Genomic DNA, 18,701 nt, shown 5'->3' on the forward strand with positions numbered 1-18,701 from the left:
GCGATGAGCGCATTCCGACGTTTCGAAGCAAAGACCGTAATCGTCACTGGCGGCAGCGCCGGGATCGGATTTGGCATTGCCCGCCGGTTTGCCGAGGAAGGAGCCTCGGTGATCCTGCTGGCCCGGGATGTTGCGCGTGGAGAGGCGGCGGCGCACGACATCCGCGAGGAGGGCGGGCAGGCGCGCTTCTTTCAAGCCGATGTGCGCGATGAAGAACAGATCAAGGCCGCCATCGCCGACGTGACCGCGCGTGAGGGCGCGCTGGATGTTCTGGTGAACAATGCAGGTTGCGGGTTTTACAAATCGACCATTTCCAAGTCGGATAGCGCGGCCGAGCGGTGGGAGTTTTATCGCCGTACCAATCTGGATTCGGCGTACCTGATGTCGGCCCATGCCTTGCCCTTGCTGGAACGTGCCGAGGGGGCCGCGATTGTGAATTTGTCCTCCACCGCGGCAGTGCAGGGGGATTGGGGCCTTTACGGTGTGGCCAAGGCCGGGGTTGAGGGGTTGACCCGCGCACTGGCCGCCGAAGGGGCACCGCTGGGCATTCGCGCCAATGCGGTCAGCCCGGGATGGATTGCCACGTCGCCGGAACAAGAGGCCCGCGTGTCGGGCGGGGGTGATTGGGAGTTGCCGCCCTCGATGCTGAACCGGATGGGCACTCCGGCCGAGGTCGCGGGCGTGGTCACCTTCCTGGCTTCAGACGATGCCTCTTTTGTCACCGGGCAGACTGTGATCGTGGATGGGGGCAAGTTGCTGACTGATTATCCCTCGCGGGCGATGCTGGATCAGGTCAAGAGTGTTGGTCAGACACGCGGGTGACGTTGCGGCATCTTTGGGCAAAGGCGTGCCAAAACGGAGAATTTATAAGCCAATTCGTAGTTTGGACGGCGAATCCACTCGTTTTGCAAGTTGCATTCAGTCGTTTTTTCGGCCCTAGTACGTCCCTGAACCCTGACGCAATTACCGGAAGCTGCCTTGTCCGAAGAACCACCCGTCATCGAAATTCGCAATCTGCACAAAGCCTATGGCGCTTTGGAAGTGATCAAAGGTGTTGATATCACCGCCCGTAAAGGCGAGGTCGTGTCGCTGATCGGCTCCTCCGGCTCGGGGAAATCCACCATTCTGCGCTGCGCCAATCTGTTGGAAGACAGTCAGCAGGGCGATATCGTCTTCAAGGGGGAACCGGTGACATGGCGTGGCACCGGCATGGGGCGGCATCCGGGTGACGCCAAGCAGGTGCTGCGCATCCGCACCAACCTGTCGATGATTTTCCAGCAGTTCAACCTGTGGGCGCACCTGACCATTCTGGAGAATGTGATGGAAGCGCCGGTAACGGTTATGGGTCGTGATCGGGCCGAGGCCGAGGCATCGGCTCGCAAGTATCTGGACAAAGTGGGCATCGGCGACAAATGCGATGTCTATCCTGCTCAGCTATCGGGCGGGCAGCAACAGCGCGCCGCGATTGCCCGCGGGCTTTGCATGGAGCCGGAAGCGCTGTTATTTGATGAACCCACCAGCGCGCTTGACCCCGAGCTGGAACAGGAAGTTGTCAGGGTGATCAAGGATCTGGCCGCCGAAGGGCGCACCATGATGATCGTCACCCATGACATGAAAATGGCCCATGATGTGTCGGATCACGTTGTGTTCCTGCATCAGGGGCTGATCGAGGAAGAGGGACCGCCCGAAACACTCTTCGGGTCCCCAAAATCAGAGCGGCTGCAGCAGTTCCTCAGCTCGACGATGGCTGCCTGATAATACTCACTAGAACAAACAAGGGAGAAACCAATGAAAAAGCTTGTTCTTGCAACCTCTGCTTTGGCGCTCAGCGCCAGCATGGCGATGGCAATGGATGTGGTGCGTATGGGCACCGAGGGTGCGTACCCTCCGTGGAACTTCATCAATGACGCAGGCGAAGTCGATGGCTTTGAGCGCGAGTTGGGCGACGAGCTGTGCACCCGCGCCGAGCTGACCTGTGAATGGGTCACCAACGAATGGGACAGCATCATTCCGAACCTCGTCTCGGGCAACTATGACGTCATCATCGCGGGCATGTCGATCACCGACGAGCGCGATGAAGTCATTGATTTCTCGGACAACTATACCCCCCCTGATCCGTCGGCATTCGTCGGTATGTCCGAGGACGTGGATCTGGCAGGCGGCGTTGTCGCAGCCCAGACCGGCACCATCCAGGCCGGTTACATCGCCGATAGCGGTGCAACTTTGGTAGAGTTTGCCACGCCCGAAGAAACCATTGCTGCGGTGAAAAACGGCGAGGCCGATGCGGTTCTGGCCGATAAATCCTATCTTGCCCCGATCGTCGCCGAAGATGGCGACCTGATGTTCGTTGGCGATGACGTCCCGCTGGGCGGCGGCGTTGGCATGGGCATCCGCGAATCCGACACCGAGTTGAAGGCGAAGTTTGATGCCGCCATCAAGTCGATGAAGGACGATGGCAGCCTCAACGAGATGATCGCCAAATGGGAAGTCTCTTCCACATTCGAGTGATATGATCTGGCGCGCGCGGGGTGTCTCGCGCGCGCACCCTTGCCGGATGAGGCCCCGCTATTTTCAGCTTTTGCACAGATCCCGATACGCTTGAGTCCGTCCGATGGATGGCCTGCTACCTAACCACGGGCAAGCACGCCAATTTCTATTGGGCATTCGGCACGGTCCTGTTGTTGCTGGCGATCACGGCCCCGGCGGCTTTGGCCTTTGGCTTTGGCGGTGCGATGGCGGCTCGGTCGCGCATTCCACCGCTCAGCTGGTTTGGCAAGGCTTACATTTCGGTTGTGCGCGGCGTGCCCGACATCGCGTTTTTCCTGTTTTTCGTTATCGCGCTGGACCAGATGTTCGAATGGGTCCGCCACAAGGTGAAATGCCCCGATTGGGATCAGCCGATCCGGCAGGGCAACGATTTCGTGGTCTGTCAGGCGGCCAAGCTGCCCTTGGGCGATGCGCCGCAATGGGTGCACGAAACCTATGGGTTCTTCGTCGCCGTGCTGACCTTTGCCATCGTATTCGGGGCCTTTGCCGCCAACGTGCTTTATGGCGCGATGCGCGCTGTGCCCCGCCCACAGCTTGAGACGGCTGAGGCCTATGGCATGACCCGCCGCCAGACATTCTGGCGCATCCTTGTGCCGCAGATGTGGGTCTATGCGCTGCCCGGCTTGTCCAACCTCTGGATGGTGCTGATCAAGGCGACGCCCTTGCTGTTCTTGCTGGGTGTCGAGGATATTGTCTATTGGGCGCGCGAGTTGGGCGGTACCGCCAATCCGCGCTTTACCGACTATCCCCATGGTGACTGGCGGATGTGGTACTTCCTTGTGCTGCTGATTTTCTATCTGGGCTTTACCAAAGTCTCGGAAGTGTTTCTTGAGCGCCTGATGGTCAAGCTGACACATGGCCAGGCCACCACCGGTGGCGAATCCCAGCGAAAGGCGGCCTGATGTCTTGCTGGCAAACCATACAGGACTACGCCCTGCGCAGCGTCGGGATCGGCGAGCGGCGCTTACCCACAGACTACACGCTGTGCGAACAGTTCACGCTGATCGGCTCGGGCATGATATGGAACATCTATTTTGGGGTTCTGGCCCTCATCTTTGGCTTCTTTCTGGCCACGGCAGTGGCGGTGGGCAAACAGTCCAGCACGACATGGATCAGAAAGACAGCCGAGTGGTTTGTTCTGATTTTCCGCGGCTCGCCGCTGTTCATTCAATTCTTCTTTGCCTATTTCGCGTTCCTGTCGCTCAAGCAGATCAGTCCGATATTCGACCCGTTCACTGCGGCCTGGTTAGGGGCGCTGATCGTTCTGTTCCTGAATACGGCGGCCTATTCGGGCGAAATCTTCTATGGAGCGTTACGTTCCATCCCCAAGGGCGATGTCGAGGCGGCGGATGCCTATGGCTTTTCCGGCTGGCCAAGGTTCAAAAGGATCATATGGCCGACCATGCTGCGCCTGGCCTGGCCAGCCTATACCAACGAAGCGATTTTCCTGTTTCACGCAACAACGCTGGTGTTCTTCTCGGGTTTTCCAACCTGGGGGCAACGGGGCGATGCGCTTTACTATGCCAACTTCTTTGCCGACAAGACCTTCAATCCCTTTGTGCCCTATCCCATTCTGGCCGGGTATTTCATCCTGATGACGCTGTGCATTATTGGATTTTTTGGGCTGATCAATCGCTATCTGAACCGGCATTTGCCGCAGGAGGCGCGCAAGTTACGGCGCCCGAGAATGAACGTCATCCGTTGATCTGGATCAGCTGTCGCATATCCCTTGCAGGCGCAGCCAGTCTGAATCGCTGAGAACCGGTTCAGGGCTGGCCCCGACATAGGGATCGGCCTCGATCAGGGGCAGGGTGGTTTCGCCCGACACATCCACCGCATAAGCATAAGGGGTCGAGCGGACTTTCCACGCCTTGAAACCGGCCAGCATGATGGCATCGTCGATGGTTGGGCGCGGCGCGGTCAGCAGGGCGCTGGCATAGGATTTCAGCACCTCGTCCTTGACCTCGCCCGTGGCCAGCAGGCGGATGCTGGCGCTCAGGCCGCCATGGGTCAGCAGATCGGACAGCGGATCGTTTATTTGCGCGCGCAGGCGTTCGGCGATGATGTAGCCCGCCATGATGTCGGGGTCTTCAAAGTCCTCAACCAGGGCGCGGCTCAGAAGAATGCGCTGACCGGGCAGATGAATCGCATCATCGACTCCGCCGCGCACCACGACGATTTGCCCCGCCCCCTCGGGCGTAGGCAGGCGACGGGCCAATTTGGTCAGCACCGCATTGCCTTCCTGCGCGCGGCAGGGCGGGCCGGTGACGGTTTGCACATGGTGCATCAGGGCCGTCCCGATCTCGGCGCGCTTGACCTGTGGCACCACCGACACTGCATGGTTGCGCGCCGCATCGGGCAGCCAGAACACCGCCAGTGCGATCACCGCTGCGAAGGACATCAGTAAACTGATCAGACGCAAGCGGCCCGGACGGGGGCGTTGCCGCTCGATCGCGCCGCGCAGCTTTTCAATGGCCGCGACCATCTCGGTTTCAGTCTCGGGAACTTCCAGCGTTTCGCCGGGATCCCCATCGGGGTGATAAATGGCCGGGCGGTTGCCCGGGTTGGCACGTTCGACAGCGGCGAGCGACCAATGCGCCAGCGCGCGGTCCTGCATATCGGTGATCACCAGCGTGGCATCGCCAATCGAGACAATCACGTCTGTGCGTTGCGCGTCGGCATTCGGGCGCCAAAGCCCGGCCGATTCCAGCCGCTGGTATTGATTAAGTGCCGTCATATCCGTTTTCGCGGGCCTGCTCTGCCTCTTGTTGGCAAACGTTAGCACGGGGGCAGGGGATCGGGCAATCGAGATGGCACATGGCCTAATCTGTCTTTTCCGCCTCTTCGCGCGGGCCTGTGACCAGCAATGCAGTGAGCGACAGAAGGATGCTTAGGGTTAGCCAGGGTGTGATGGTTTCATCGAAGAATACACTGGCCCAGATCACCCCGGCGATTACCGCGATATAGCCCGATTGCGACACATAGGTCGGTCCGCCCATCCGCATCAGCGCAAAATAGAGCCACACCTCGACCATGGAAAACAGCAGCAGGGCACCAACGATCCAATAGGTCTCAAACGAGAAGGGCGGGGCCGCGCCAATATCGCCAAACCCGACATAAAGCGGTGCCACGATCAACAGCCCGGCCAGGGATTCCCCCATGGCAATCTCGAACGGCTCCATATCGTCGGGCCAGAACCGGGCGATGAACACATGATACGACCCATAGATGAAGGGTACGAAAACAGCCGCCAGCAATCCGATGCCAAACGCGCCCTTGAGCGAGGACAGATCCTGCAGCGCGATCAGGCTGACCGAAATCAGGCCAATGCTAATGCCCGCCACCCGGCGCAGTGTCATCTTTTCTGTGCCGGTAGCGGCGGCGATCAGCAAGGTCATCATCGGCGCCAGCGAGATCACAATCGCCAAGGGCGCGGCGCCGATCCGTGGCACCGCGAACAGTTCAAGAAAAAACGGCAGCACATAGCCAAGGCCGCCGCAGGCCGCGAAGAACCACCAAAGGCGGGGCACAAAGCGGATGCGCCCCACAAAAATATGGCTGAACGCGGCAAAGATCACCAGATTGCCAAAGATCGTCAGTACCGCGAGCAACGTGAAGGACAACCCCGACAATGAGGCCGCTTTCATCAGCGACACGTTAAGGCCCCAGGTGCTGCCAAGGATCACGATCAAAAGCGCAAGATGCAGCCGTCGCATGGGGTCGTATCCTTCAGATCATGGTGCTGCAAAGAAAAACACCCGCAAGCGATTGGCTTATGGGCGTTCTAGTGTGAATTGGGTTGTGATCAAACGGCGAGGTTGGGAATGATCTGCTTTTTGCGGCTCATGATGCCCGGCAGAACCACTGCATCGCCGCTGACCGGGGTGCCAAAGCTTTTCTCGGCGACGGATTTCACCAGATCGTTAGGCACCAGCAGCGTGGCCTCTTCCTTCAGGATATCGACCACGAACAACAGCACCTGATCCACGCCATCCTCGGTGGCGACGGCTGTCATGCTGTCCATCAGGCTGGCCTTGCGGTCCAGCACGGTTGCGGGCGCGGTGGTTTCCAGAACCGAGACGCGGAACTTGGTGCTGCCCACTTCGTATTCCTTGCTGTCCATGCGCAGCAATTCGGCATCGGAAAAGGCCGAAACATCGGATTTCGCGGCAAACATCTCGGACGCATAGGCTGCGATGTCGATGCCCAGCTCACCAGCCAGTTTCTCGGCCACCGCGCGGTCATGATCAGTGGTGGTGGGGCTGCGGAATTCCAGCGTGTCGGACAGGATGCAGGTCAGCGCCGCGCCCTTGGCCCAATCGGGCATCTTGGCGGCGTCGTCACCCATCAGGTCGATCATCAACGTCGCGGTACAGGCCAGCGGGCGGATGGTCATATCAATCGGGCCCTTGGTTTCCAGCCCGCCGACCAGCTTGTGATGGTCGATGATCGCCTGCACGTCGGCGGCGTTGATGTTCTCGGGCAGTTCGGCGGGGTTGTTGGTATCGACCACGACGCAAGCCTGATCCGCGTCCACATCCGCGATGATGCGCGGCTTGGGCAGGTCCCACTTTTCCAGCATGAAAGCGGCTTCTGTGTTGGGTTCGCCCAGCAGCACGGCCTCGGCATCGCCGCCTTTGACCTCGTTGAGATACCACGCCCACAGGATCGGTGAGCCGGTGGAATCGGTGTCAGGGGATTTGTGGCCAAAAACAAGCGTGGTCATGGGGGTGCCTCATAGCGGATGAATTGATTTGCGCGCCTTATAGGGGGGCAGGCGGGGCTTGTCACCCACCCGTCATGCGGCCAAATTGCAGGCATGAGCAAACCCGCCGAAACCGAGCTTTATGCCCCTGTCAAATCCTGGCTGGAACAGATGGGATATCAGGTCAAGGCCGAGGTGGGTGCGGCGGATGTTGTGGCCCTGCGCGACGGCGATGCGCCGCTGGTGGTCGAATTGAAGACCGGGTTTTCCCTGACCCTGCTGCAACAGGCAGTCGCGCGTCAGGCGATCACCGATCAGGTCTATGTCGCCGTACCGCGTTGGAACGGCAAAGCGGGGTGGCGCACGTTCAAGGGCAACATCGGACTGTGCAAGCGGCTTGGCATTGGTGTGCTGAGCGTTCGATTGAAAGATGGTTTCGTGCAGCCCCATTGTGACCCTGTCGAGTTTCGCCCGCGCAAATCAAAGACCCGTCTGGCGGCACTGATGAAGGAATTCAAAGCCCGTGACGGCGATCCCAATGCAGGTGGCACGCGCGGACAGGTGATGACAGCTTACAAACAGGATGCGCTGCGCTGTTTGGGTTATCTTGCTGAGAATGGCCCGACCAAAGCCTCTGCCGTGGCCAAGGCAACAGGGGTTGCGCGTGCGCGACAGATCATGGCGGACAACCATTCCGGCTGGTTCTTTCGGGTAGAGCGCGGCGTTTATTCATTAAGCGATGCAGGATCAACGGTTCTTGATGTGGAAGAGAGGTCGAAGTTACCAACCACTCAACCGCCATTGTCATGACCGGATTGCCTGCAAGCGGCAAGACCAGCCTTGGTCGCCAGCTGGCGGACGGCCTAGGGTGGCCCTGTCTGGACAAAGATGACTTTTTGGAAACGCTTTACAATGATCAGCCGGTGCTGGACATGACAATGCGCCGACGGCTCAGCCAAGAAAGCGATGTGCTTTTCCGTGATGCAGCGGCAGAATGCCATTGCGTTGTTCTTATCTCACATTGGGCTCCGCGAGGTGGGGATGGCAGCACCGACACCCCCACCGGCTGGATCGGCGGGCATTTTGATCGGGTGATTGAACTGCATTGCGCGTGCCCTCCGGAAATTGCCATACGCCGCTTTTGTGCGAGGCGTCGACACCCGAGCCATCTGGATCACCTGCGCCCGCCTCACCAAGTCGAGCGCTGGGTGCGGGGGCTGACGGGGGGTTATCCTTTGGGCCTTGGGCAGGTGCGATCTGTGAGGTCAGACATTCCACCTGATATCGAAGGGCTCTTGGCACAGGTCGACGCGATGCTGGCCGAGTCGTGGTCGATCAAAACAGAAATGTAGGGTGGGGTTACACCCTACCGCACTCATCAGGATTAACCGCTCTAAGGATCAAAAGGCAGGGCCTCGATCTGAAACCCTTCCTGTTCCAGCATGTAAAGCACACCGTTTTCGCCCGGTAAATGTGCGGCGCCGACGGCCGCGAAGACCTGTTTGCCAGCGGCCTCTTTCAGCAGAAGATCAACCCAGCTGCGGTTGCGATCTGTCAGGAGCAAGCGCTCAAACAGGGCAAAATCCTCGGCGGCGTCCGGCCCGCCAAGATCCAGCGACAGCTTCTTGGAGTATTCCCAGATCAGCGCGATATCCTGCGCCAGATACCGATCACGCAGGGTATAGGCCAGGTCATCGGCGTCCCCCGAATAGGCAAAGAACAGACGGATCATGTCCAGTTGATCTTCTTGCGGGAAGCTGTCCAGCATCGTCAGAAGCGTACGAAAATCCTCGAGTGAGCGGCTGGGATTGCCGATATTGGCGGCGTATTCGCCAATCAGCTTGTCAATCCCGGACTGCTCCACCATCCCGTTGCGCGCCTCGCAGGGGCCGATGCCCAGCATCATCGTAGCCCAGACCGGTTTGAACTTGGCCGCCATGAACCCGGGTATCGCCCGCTCGGTCATGGCGGCCTTGTAGGTCTCCCAATCCTGTGCGCCCAGCAGATCAGGCAGGGTGGCGCCTTCGGTGATGAACATGATCGAGGGGTCCGCCGCAATGGCGCGTTCCATTTGCCTGGTGTCGTCCGTAGAGACTTCCAGATAGATGCTCTGGGCTGTTTCGATGAGCGGTTTGAGGGTGTCCAGATGTATGTCTGTCATCTCGTGGCGGAAATGGTAGGTGCCAAACCAGGTGATCTGCGTCTCGCCCTTGCTGGCCCGCCAGAGCAGCCCGGTGGGATAGGGCGCCTCATCCGCCAGACTGCGCAGTTCTTGCTGTTCTTCAGGCGGGAGCTGGTCGATCAGATTGTCACCCTCGCATAACGCAAAAGCGGGCAGGGGGCTGATAAGAAAAGAGATTAAGGCAATGGTACGCAGCATGACGCCCTCAATGGTTTTGTGAAGTTGGTCTCAACCTAGTGGCTGCTGCAGGGGCTTGAAAGACCTGTTCATAAAAATGCGCAGGACCTGTTGACAGCCGTTGGATCACTCCTTAGCTATGCGCCGTTAGCACTCAATACGAGCGAGTGCTAACGGCCCTGGAAAGGGGTCTTATGGGAGAAACGTTGAGCCAAGGAGCCAAAGAACATGGCATTTACACCGCTCCATGACCGAGTGACTGTACGTCGCATCGAAAGCGACGAAAAAACTGCTGGCGGGCTGATCATTCCCGACAGCGCGAAAGAAAAACCCAGCGAAGGCGAAGTGATCGCCGTTGGCGCCGGTACCCGCGATGATGACGGCAACCGCATTGCGCTGGACGTGAAAGCAGGCGATCGCGTGCTGTTCGGCAAATGGTCGGGCACCGAGATCACGCTGGATGGCGAAGAGCTGCTGATCATGAAAGAAAGCGACATTCTGGGCATCGTGTCCTAATCGCTTCACACCCCAATTTAAACAGATAGTCAGGAGAGACACATATGTCTGCCAAGGACGTCAAATTCGACACCGATGCCCGCAACAAGATGCTGCGCGGCGTCAACATTCTGGCCGATGCGGTCAAAGTGACCCTAGGCCCCAAAGGCCGCAACGTGGTTCTGGACAAATCCTTCGGCGCACCGCGCATCACCAAAGACGGTGTATCGGTTGCCAAGGAAATCGAACTGGAAGACAAGTTCGAAAACATGGGCGCGCAAATGGTCAAAGAAGTGGCCAGCCGCACCAATGACGAAGCCGGCGACGGCACCACCACCGCCACCGTTCTGGCCCAGGCCATCGTTCGCGAAGGCATGAAGGCCGTGGCCGCAGGCATGAACCCGATGGACCTCAAGCGCGGTATCGATCTGGCCACCTCGAAAGTGGTTGAAGCGATCAAAGGCGCAGCGCGCGAAGTCAAAGACAGCGATGAAGTTGCACAAGTTGGCACCATTTCGGCCAACGGCGAAGTCGAGATCGGCGAGCAAATCGCTGGTGCGATGCAAAAAGTTGGCAACGAGGGTGTGATCACCGTCGAGGAAAACAAAGGTCTGGAAACCGAGACCGATGTTGTCGAAGGCATGCAGTTCGACCGTGGCTACCTGAGCCCCTATTTCGTCACCAATGCTGACAAGATGACCGTCGAGCTGGAAGACTGCATCGTGCTGCTGCACGAGAAGAAACTGAGCTCGCTGCAGCCGATGGTTCCGCTGCTGGAGCAAGTCATCCAGTCGCAAAAACCCCTGCTGATCATCGCCGAAGACGTCGAGGGCGAAGCCTTGGCCACTCTGGTTGTGAACAAGCTGCGCGGTGGTCTGAAAATCGCGGCCGTCAAGGCCCCTGGTTTCGGCGATCGCCGCAAAGCCATGCTGCAAGACCTTGCCATTCTGACCGGTGGTCAGGTGATCTCTGAGGATCTGGGCATGAAGCTTGAATCGGTTACCATGGACATGCTGGGATCGGCCAAGAAAGTCGACATCACCAAAGACGAAACCACTGTTGTGGACGGCGCCGGTGAGAAAGCCGAGATCGAAGCACGTGTTGCTCAGATCCGCACCCAGATCGAAGAAACCACGTCGGACTACGATCGCGAAAAACTGCAAGAGCGTGTGGCCAAACTGGCTGGCGGTGTTGCCGTGATCCGCGTTGGTGGCATGACTGAAGTCGAAGTGAAAGAGCGCAAAGACCGCGTGGACGATGCTCTGAACGCGACCCGCGCTGCTGTGCAGGAAGGCGTTGTCGTTGGTGGCGGTGTTGCTCTGGTTCAGGCTGCGAAAACCCTGGATGGGGTGGAAGGCGCCAACAGCGATCAGAACAACGGTATCACCATCGTGCGCAAAGCTCTGGAAGCACCGCTGCGTCAGATCGCCGAGAACTCGGGCGTTGATGGCTCGGTTGTGGCTGGCAAAATCCGTGAATCGGACGACGCCAAGTTTGGCTTCAACGCTCAGACCGAAGAATATGGTGACATGTTCGCCTACGGTGTGATCGACCCGGCCAAGGTTGTGCGGACCGCTCTGGAAGACGCCGCCTCGATCGCAGGCCTGCTGATCACCACCGAAGCCATGGTTGCCGACAAGCCCGCCAAAGAAGGCGCGGGCGGCATGCCCGGTGGCGGCATGCCCGACATGGGCGGCATGGGCGGCATGATGTAAAGCTTTCGCTTTGCGAAAGCTGTCAGGCGAAAGTCGTTTGGCAACGCCAAAAGACGAAGCCCACGCTTAAAACTACAAGAGGTCGCCTTGGGGCGGCCTCTTTTCATTTGAAACTGACCCCAGCTTGCGCTTGCCCTCGGGCTTTCCCGCCCCTAACACCTAAAGCATGAAGATTTTGTTTTTAGGCGATGTTGTCGGGCGCGGCGGGCGCAAGGCTATCATCGAAAATCTCGCACGCCTGCGCGCCGAATGGCGATTGGATTTCGTCGTGGTCAACGGCGAAAACGCCACGGGTGGCATGGGGCTGAGCGGCTCTCACGCCAAGGCGTTGTTGGAGGCGGGGGCCGATTGCATCACTCTTGGCGATCATGCGTTTGACCAGAAAGATATGTTGCAGTTCATTGAAAATGAACCGCGCATCATCCGCCCCCTGAACTTTGCCAAGGGCGCGCCGGGGCGCGGTCATCGCGTGTTTTCTGATGCGCGAGGGCGCAAGGTACTGGTGTCTCAGGTGTTGGGGCAGGTGTTCATGAAACGCCCCTTTGATGATCCGTTCTCGGCTATGGACGCCACCTTGCGGGCGCATCCTCTGGGTGGGGCAGTGCAGGCCTCGATCGTCGATATTCACTGCGAGGCGACCAGCGAAAAGATGGGCATGGGCCACTTCTGTGACGGACGGGCCAGCCTTGTGGTGGGCACGCACACGCATATCCCCACAGGCGACGCCCAGATCCTGCCCGGCGGCACGGCGTTTCAGGGTGACGCGGGGATGTGCGGTGATTACCTGAGCGTGATCGGCATGGACAAGGTCGAGCCGATGCGCCGCTTTGTGACCGGTATGGGCAAGGAGCGGTTTCAACCCGCCATGGGCGAGGCAACGTTGTCGGGGATCTATGTGGAAACCGATGATGCCACCGGCAAAGCCACCAAGGTGAAGATGGTGCGTCAGGGCGGGCGGCTTGAGCCATCGGGGCCATGAAAAGCACGCTTTGGCTGTATCTGGTCCTGTTCGTGCTTGGCGTGGGCTGGGGCCTGACCATACCGCTGGCCAAGATCGCGGTCAGCACCGGGTATCAGCCGATGGGCCTGATCTTCTGGCAATTGGCGGTGATGGTCGTGTTTCTGGGCGCGGTGCTGTTTGCCATTGGCAAGAGGCCGGTAATCAGGCGGCAATATCTTAGGTTATTTGCGATGGTGTCACTGCTTGGCGCGGTGCTGCCGGATATCTTCTACTATCTTTCCGCCATTCATCTGCCCGGCGGGATCATGTCGATCCTGGCCTCGACGACCCCCATGTTCTCGCTACCTATCGCGCTTTTGTTCCGCAATGAACTGTTCGAGTCCGGGCGCTTCATCGGGCTGTTCTTTGGCTTTGCTGGCGTTGTCCTTCTGATCGGTCCCGAGGCCAGTTTGCCCGCCGGAACGGCCGCCTTCTACGTGCTGGTCGCCTTGCTGGCCCCGGCCTTTTACGCCACCGAGGGCAATCTGGTGATGAAATGGGGCACCCAAGGGCTGGACCCGATCCAGGTGGTGTTTGGGGCGGCGTTCGTTGGGCTGTTCTTTTCCGCCCCCATGGCGGTGCTGAGCGGGCAGTGGATCAACCCATTGACCAATCCCGGCGCGCCTGAAATCGCTATGGCCATAGGTGCGGCACTGCACGCACTGGTCTATGCCGGGTATGTCTGGCTGGTGGGGCGGGCCGGGTCGGTCTTTGCAGCGCAATCGGCCTATATCGTCACCGCCTGCGGGGTTCTGTCCTCGATGGTCATGCTGAGCGAGAGCTATTCGATCTGGGTCTGGGCCGCATTGGGCACCATGATGGTGGGCATGTTCCTGGTGCAGCCGCGTGCGGCAAGGGTTCTTGTGCCTGCGCGCGCCATGGGCGACAGTGCAGACGAACCGTAAGAGGGTGAGTAAAGGTGACGCAATTACTTGAGCTGTCGCAGACCGGGCAAGCGATTATTGCACTTGTCGTTGTACTGGTCATGTTCGCCCTTTTCGTGCGCGAGATCTATCCCACCGAAGTGGTGGCGATGAGCGGGGCCGCGCTTCTTCTGGCGCTTGGGGTTTTGCCCTATCAGGACGCGCTGGATGTACTGTCGAACCCCGCGCCCTGGACCATTGCAGCAATGTTTATCGTGATGGGGGCTCTGGTGCGCACCGGGGCGCTGGATGCCTTCACAAGCTTGGCCGACAAACAGGCCAAGACCAATCCGAAGGTGGCCATCGGGATGCTGCTGGCATTCGTCATCATAGCCTCGGCCTTCGTGTCCAACACGCCTGTGGTCGTGGTGATGATTCCGGTGTTTGTGCAACTGGCGCGTTCGTTGGGGCTGACTGCCTCCAAGCTTTTGATCCCATTGAGCTATGCAGCGATCCTTGGGGGCACACTGACCCTGATCGGGACCTCGACGAACCTTCTGGTGGACGGGGTTGCGCGTACCCACGGGCTTGAACCGTTCACGATCTTCGAGGTGACGCCATTGGGCATCATCCTGGTGATCTGGGGCATGGTCTATCTGCGGTTTTTCGGCCCGTTTCTGTTGCCTGACCGCGACAGCATGGCAGACCTGCTGTCGGACAAATCCCGCATGAAGTTCTTTACCGAAGCTGTGATTCCGCCGGACTCGAACCTGATCGGGCGCGACGTGTCGGGCGTGCAGCTGTTCAAGCGTGAAGGCGTGCGGTTGATCGACGTGATCCGCGGGGACGTGTCACTGCGGCGCAACCTGAAAGGGGTGTCATTGCAGGTTGGCGACCGGGTGGTGCTGCGCACGCAGATGACCGAATTGCTCAGCCTGCAGCGCAACAAGGAGCTCAAACGCGTGGATCAGGTTTCGGCGGTGGAAACCACCACTGTCGAGGTTTTGATCACGCCGGGTTGTAAGATGATTGGTCGCTCTCTGGGTGCGCTGCGGCTGCGGCGCCGGTATGGTGTTTATCCGTTGGCGGTGCACCGGCGGAACCAGAATATCGGGCGGCAGTTGGATGATCTGGTGGTGAAGGTGGGCGATACGCTTCTGCTGGAAGGCTCCCCTGAAGATATCCAACGCCTGTCGCGCGATATGGACATGGTTGATGTCTCGCACCCTTCGGCACGAGCCTTCCGGCGGGGCCATGCACCGCTGGCCATCCTGGCGCTGGCCGGTATTGTCATCCTCGCAGGTCTTGGCGTGGCGCCCATTCTGGCGCTGGCGATCATGGCCGTGGCGGTGGTTCTGCTGGCCCGGTGCATTGACGCGGATGAGGCGTTTTCCTTCATTGACGGCCGTTTGCTGGCGCTGATTTTTTCCATGTTGGCGGTTGGGGCGGCACTGGAAGCATCAGGCGCGGTTGAGTTGATCGTGGGCGCTTTGGCGCCCGCCTTGGCAATCTTGCCGGGGTTTCTGGTGATCTGGGCGATCTATCTGCTGACGTCGGTCTTGACCGAGATGGTCAGCAATAACGCGGTGGCGGTGGTGGTCACGCCCATTGCCATTGGATTGGCAGACGCCATGGGCATCGACGCGCGCCCGCTTGTGGTGGCAGTGATGGTGGCGGCCTCGGCCAGTTTCGCCACGCCCATCGGCTATCAGACCAACACGATGGTCTATGGCCCCGGGGGATATAAGTTTACCGATTTCATGAAGGTGGGAATCCCGCTGAACCTCAGCATCGGCTTGCTGGCCTCTGCCGTGATCCCGTTTATATGGCCACTTTAATCTAAAGGAATGGCTGCGCCATGCCGGAGGGTTTGAATGGGGGCGTTGCCCCCAAAACCCCAGAGTATTTTGGGCAAGATGAGTAGCGTCAGAGTGGCCAGAAAACAAGGATTGCAGGGATTGAGACCGCGACAACGAGCACTTCGAGCGGCAACCCCATGCGCCAGTAATCACCGAATTGATAGCCGCCGGGCCCAAGGATCAGGGTGTTGTTCTTGTGCCCGATGGGGGTGAGGAAGGCAGATGAGGCGGCGATGGCCACGGCCATCAGAAAAGGATCGGGCGAGACATTCAGGGAATGCGCCATCTGGATGCCCACGGGGGCGGCGACGATAGTGGTGGCGGTGTTGTTCAACACATCTGACAGGCTCATCGTGACTATCATCAGCACAGTCAGGATCGCCCAGGCAGGCATGCCTTGGGTGAGGCCCACCAACGCGCCAGCTATCAATTGAGTGCCGCCTACATCTTCAAGGGCGGCCCCCAGCGGGATCATGGATCCCAGCAGGACAACGACAGGCCATTCGATGTGATCATACAGCTCCTTCAGGGGTACGATCTGCGCCAGCACATAGGACACAACTACGAGGCCCAAGGCGATGGGCAGATAGAGCAACCCGACGCTGGCCAGCGCCACGGCCCCGGCAAAGAGGCCAATGGCCAGCCAGGTTTTGCTGTCTTGGGTCACGGCCAGCCCGCGATCGGCCAGAGGCAGGCATCCAAGCCAGTCGGTGACGTCATTGCCGCTGTCTTTGGGCACCAGCAACAGCAGAATATCGCCCGCCTGAATGGGGGTGTTGCGCACTTGCTTGGTGATTTTGCGGCCACTGCGTGAAATGCCCATCAGGACCGAGCGTTGGCGCCAATGCAGCCCAATGGATTTGGCCGTTTTGCCTGCGATGCGGCTTTCGACTGTGGCCACTACCTCGATCAGATCAAGGCCTGCCCCCTCGGCCTTGAGCATTTCCTCGCGTTTTTCATCCGAAAAGGCCAGCGACAGGGCGGCGCGAAACTCGTCCAGCGCGTCGGGGCTGGCCTCGAGCACCAGCACATCGCCCGCGCGGATTTCACGGTTGATCGAGGTGCCATAGCGGCGTTTGCCCTCGCGGATCAGACCGATGATGGCAACATCGGCCTTGTTGGCCTGTTCCTCCAGCTCGATCAGGCGTTTGCCCACATGGGGCGAGTCCGCAGGCACGGTCAGTTCAGCAATATATTGTGCAATTTCAGAGGCCTGAAGGGTGGCGTCCTCGCGTTGAGGGATCAGGCGCCAGCCGACAAAGGCTACGAAAATCAGCCCGGCGATGGCGGTGACGCCTCCGACGGGCGCGAAATCGAACATCTTGAACGGCTCGCCCAGGCTTTCTTCTCGGATCGAGGCAATGATGATGTTGGGCGGTGTGCCGATCAGGGTGACCATCCCGCCAAGGATCGTCGCGAAGGACAAAGGCATCAGCGAAATTCCCGGCGCACGTTTGGCCTTGCGTGCGGTTTGCACATCAACAGGCATCAACAGGGCAAGGGCCGCGACGTTGTTCATGAAGGCCGACAGCACGCCGCCAATGCCGCCCATGATCGCGATATGTGCGCCCAAGGACCGCGTGCTGTCGACCAGCGTGCGTGTGATCAGGAACACGGCCCCCGAACGCACCAGCCCGGCCGAGACCACCAGCACCAGCGCCACGACCAATGTGGCCGGGTGGCCAAAACCGGAAAACGCCTCGCTTGCCGGAACAACGCCCAGAACAACGCCCAGCATGAGCGCCGAAAACGCAACCAAATCATAACGATACCGCCCCCACAGCAGGAAGCCGAAGACAGCGCCAAACAGGCAAAAAAGGATAATCTGATCACTGGTCACGTTGGCCCTCGCGGTTTTTCGATCAGAGAACCCCAAACGCCCCGCAATAGCAACCGCTTGCGGCTTGGGGGCGGGCTGGGATAAAGAGGGCAAAACCTCGGAAAAACAAGGAGGCGCGCGCATGGCCGGCCACTCAAAATGGGCAAATATTCAGCATCGCAAAGGGCGTCAGGACAAGATCCGCGCCAAGCTTTTCTCGAAGTTTTCCAAAGAGATCACCATCGCCGCCAAGATGGGTGACCCGGACCCTGAGAAAAATCCGCGTCTGCGCCTTGCGGTGAAAGAGGCCAAATCGCAATCCATGCCCAAGGACAATATCGAGCGCGCCATCAAGAAGGCGACCGGGGGTGATGCCGAGGATTACGAGGAAATCCGGTACGAGGGCTATGGCCCGAATGGCGTGGCCGTGATCGTCGAAGCGATGACTGACAATCGCAACCGCACGGCCAGCACCGTGCGGTCTACCTTTGCCAAGAACGGCGGCAATCTGGGCGAGACGGGCAGCGTTGGTTTCATGTTCGAACGCAAGGGCGAGGTGACCTATCCGGCAGACGTGGGCGATGCCGACACGGTGATGATGGCCGCGATCGAGGCTGGCGCCGAGGATGTGGAAAGCTCGGAGGACGGCCATGTCATCTGGTGCGCCGATACCGATCTCAACGAGGTTTCCAATGCGCTGGAGGCCGAGCTGGGCGAAAGCGAAAGCACCAAGCTGATCTGGCGACCGACCACCACCACCGAGATGGATCTGGAAGGTATGCAAAAGCTGATGAATCTTGTCGACGCTTTGGAAGATGACGATGACGTGCAACGCGTCACGGCCAATTTCGAGGCCTCAGACGAGGTGATGGCGCAACTGGCCGAAGAGTAACCTCGCTCTAACAGCTCTGAAGGAATTTTTGACTGCGACCTGCCTGACGCCTCCGTCAGATTGCCCTGTCTGTTGTATCGGGCACAGATGCTGTGCGCAGGTGGTCGATTGGCCAGACATCGGGACGTGCTATCTATGTTTTGAACAAAGGATAGCACCATGGACATTCATCATGAGCAGAGCGACACGAAAGGTCGCTACATCACTCGCATCGACGATGGCCCAGAGGCCGAACTGACCTATTCCAAGGCTGGTGAGGCGTTGATCATCATCGACCATACCGGTGTGCCGGATGTCTACCGCGGAAAAGGAGTCGGCGTGGCCCTGGTTGCGCACGCCGTGGAAGAGGCGCGCGCGGCTGGTGTGAAAATTCTTCCTCTCTGTCCCTTTGCCGCCGCCCAGTTTCGTCGCCATGCCGAGTGGCATGACATCCTGAATTAAAACGCA

19 protein-coding genes are annotated in these 18,701 nt (G+C 59.3%); 14 read left to right on the forward strand and 5 right to left on the reverse strand.

Going from position 1 to position 18,701, the window contains the following annotated elements; all coding sequences use genetic code 11:
* Positions 1-3 precede the first annotated feature (3 nt).
* The 5 genes from V6N02_RS15125 to V6N02_RS15145 all read left to right on the forward strand — a co-directional run bounded on the left by V6N02_RS15125 (position 4) and on the right by V6N02_RS15145 (position 4,252).
* On the forward strand, positions 4-822 hold the full coding sequence (locus tag V6N02_RS15125) for an SDR family NAD(P)-dependent oxidoreductase (RefSeq protein WP_371226676.1): 819 nt from the start codon (positions 4-6) through the stop codon (positions 820-822).
* A gap of 156 nt (positions 823-978) precedes the next feature.
* A complete protein-coding gene (locus V6N02_RS15130; RefSeq protein WP_371226678.1) occupies positions 979-1,755 on the forward strand; it encodes an ABC transporter ATP-binding protein in 777 nt (258 codons plus the stop codon).
* Between the two features lie 33 nt (positions 1,756-1,788).
* On the forward strand, positions 1,789-2,508 hold the full coding sequence (locus V6N02_RS15135) for a transporter substrate-binding domain-containing protein (protein WP_371226680.1): 720 nt from the start codon (positions 1,789-1,791) through the stop codon (positions 2,506-2,508).
* Positions 2,509-2,567: 59 nt separating this feature from the next.
* Positions 2,568-3,449, forward strand: a complete 882-nt coding sequence (locus V6N02_RS15140) for an ABC transporter permease (RefSeq protein WP_371227153.1) — start codon at positions 2,568-2,570, stop codon at positions 3,447-3,449.
* The gene (locus V6N02_RS15145; protein ID WP_371226681.1) at positions 3,449-4,252 is read left to right on the forward strand and encodes an ABC transporter permease; all 804 of its coding nucleotides are present in this window, start codon (positions 3,449-3,451) and stop codon (positions 4,250-4,252) included. The genes V6N02_RS15140 and V6N02_RS15145 overlap by 1 nt, the downstream gene beginning before the upstream one ends.
* A 6-nt stretch (positions 4,253-4,258) precedes the next feature.
* Here V6N02_RS15145 and V6N02_RS15150 read toward each other — a convergent pair whose 3' ends face one another.
* From V6N02_RS15150 to V6N02_RS15160, 3 genes are all read right to left on the reverse strand, one after another.
* Positions 4,259-5,284 (reverse strand): hypothetical protein, encoded by a 1,026-nt coding sequence (locus V6N02_RS15150; protein ID WP_371226683.1) that lies wholly within the window; start codon positions 5,282-5,284, stop codon positions 4,259-4,261.
* 85 nt (positions 5,285-5,369) lie between these two features.
* Positions 5,370-6,263 carry a DMT family transporter gene (locus V6N02_RS15155; protein WP_371226685.1) on the reverse strand — a complete coding sequence of 298 codons (894 nt, stop codon included), beginning with the start codon at positions 6,261-6,263 and terminating at the stop codon, positions 5,370-5,372.
* Positions 6,264-6,352: 89 nt separating this feature from the next.
* Positions 6,353-7,273, reverse strand: coding sequence for a manganese-dependent inorganic pyrophosphatase (locus tag V6N02_RS15160; protein WP_371226687.1), 921 nt, complete (start codon positions 7,271-7,273; stop codon positions 6,353-6,355).
* Between the two features lie 93 nt (positions 7,274-7,366).
* Here V6N02_RS15160 and V6N02_RS15165 point away from each other — a divergent pair, with 93 nt between their 5' ends.
* Both V6N02_RS15165 and V6N02_RS15170 read left to right on the forward strand, forming a co-directional pair.
* Positions 7,367-8,062 (forward strand): DUF2161 domain-containing phosphodiesterase, encoded by a 696-nt coding sequence (locus V6N02_RS15165; RefSeq protein ID WP_371226689.1) that lies wholly within the window; start codon positions 7,367-7,369, stop codon positions 8,060-8,062.
* Positions 8,059-8,604, forward strand: a complete 546-nt coding sequence (locus V6N02_RS15170) for a P-loop nucleotide/nucleoside kinase family protein (protein ID WP_371226691.1) — start codon at positions 8,059-8,061, stop codon at positions 8,602-8,604. The genes V6N02_RS15165 and V6N02_RS15170 overlap by 4 nt, the downstream gene beginning before the upstream one ends.
* A gap of 41 nt (positions 8,605-8,645) precedes the next feature.
* Here V6N02_RS15170 and V6N02_RS15175 read toward each other — a convergent pair whose 3' ends face one another.
* Positions 8,646-9,632, reverse strand: a complete 987-nt coding sequence (locus tag V6N02_RS15175; RefSeq protein WP_371226693.1) for a TraB/GumN family protein — start codon at positions 9,630-9,632, stop codon at positions 8,646-8,648.
* 207 nt (positions 9,633-9,839) lie between these two features.
* Between V6N02_RS15175 and V6N02_RS15180 the strand changes: the two genes are divergently transcribed.
* From V6N02_RS15180 to V6N02_RS15200, 5 genes are all read left to right on the forward strand, one after another.
* Positions 9,840-10,127, forward strand: coding sequence for a co-chaperone GroES (locus V6N02_RS15180; protein WP_371226695.1), 288 nt, complete (start codon positions 9,840-9,842; stop codon positions 10,125-10,127).
* A gap of 44 nt (positions 10,128-10,171) precedes the next feature.
* Positions 10,172-11,821 (forward strand): chaperonin GroEL, encoded by a 1,650-nt coding sequence (gene groL, locus V6N02_RS15185; RefSeq protein WP_371226697.1) that lies wholly within the window; start codon positions 10,172-10,174, stop codon positions 11,819-11,821.
* Positions 11,822-11,987: 166 nt separating this feature from the next.
* The gene (locus tag V6N02_RS15190) at positions 11,988-12,800 is read left to right on the forward strand and encodes a TIGR00282 family metallophosphoesterase (RefSeq protein ID WP_371226699.1); all 813 of its coding nucleotides are present in this window, start codon (positions 11,988-11,990) and stop codon (positions 12,798-12,800) included.
* On the forward strand, positions 12,797-13,726 hold the full coding sequence (locus tag V6N02_RS15195) for a DMT family transporter (RefSeq protein WP_371226701.1): 930 nt from the start codon (positions 12,797-12,799) through the stop codon (positions 13,724-13,726). Before V6N02_RS15190 ends, V6N02_RS15195 begins: the two co-directional genes overlap by 4 nt.
* 80 nt (positions 13,727-13,806) lie before the next feature.
* On the forward strand, positions 13,807-15,522 hold the full coding sequence (locus V6N02_RS15200; RefSeq protein ID WP_371227155.1) for an SLC13 family permease: 1,716 nt from the start codon (positions 13,807-13,809) through the stop codon (positions 15,520-15,522).
* Positions 15,523-15,610: 88 nt separating this feature from the next.
* Here the strand turns inward: V6N02_RS15200 and V6N02_RS15205 are convergent, their stop codons facing one another.
* Positions 15,611-17,383 carry an SLC13 family permease gene (locus V6N02_RS15205; protein WP_371226704.1) on the reverse strand — a complete coding sequence of 591 codons (1,773 nt, stop codon included), beginning with the start codon at positions 17,381-17,383 and terminating at the stop codon, positions 15,611-15,613.
* A gap of 121 nt (positions 17,384-17,504) precedes the next feature.
* On the opposite strand from V6N02_RS15205, the gene V6N02_RS15210 reads away from it, so the two are divergent.
* Both V6N02_RS15210 and V6N02_RS15215 read left to right on the forward strand, forming a co-directional pair.
* Complete coding sequence (locus tag V6N02_RS15210; protein ID WP_371226707.1) at positions 17,505-18,254, forward strand: YebC/PmpR family DNA-binding transcriptional regulator; 750 nt, start codon at positions 17,505-17,507, stop codon at positions 18,252-18,254.
* A 159-nt stretch (positions 18,255-18,413) separates the two neighbouring features.
* Complete coding sequence (locus V6N02_RS15215; RefSeq protein WP_371226709.1) at positions 18,414-18,695, forward strand: GNAT family N-acetyltransferase; 282 nt, start codon at positions 18,414-18,416, stop codon at positions 18,693-18,695.
* Positions 18,696-18,701: the final 6 nt, after the last annotated feature.

The organism is Roseovarius conchicola (assembly GCF_041403425.1).
GTDB classification, from domain to species: domain Bacteria; phylum Pseudomonadota; class Alphaproteobacteria; order Rhodobacterales; family Rhodobacteraceae; genus Roseovarius; species Roseovarius conchicola.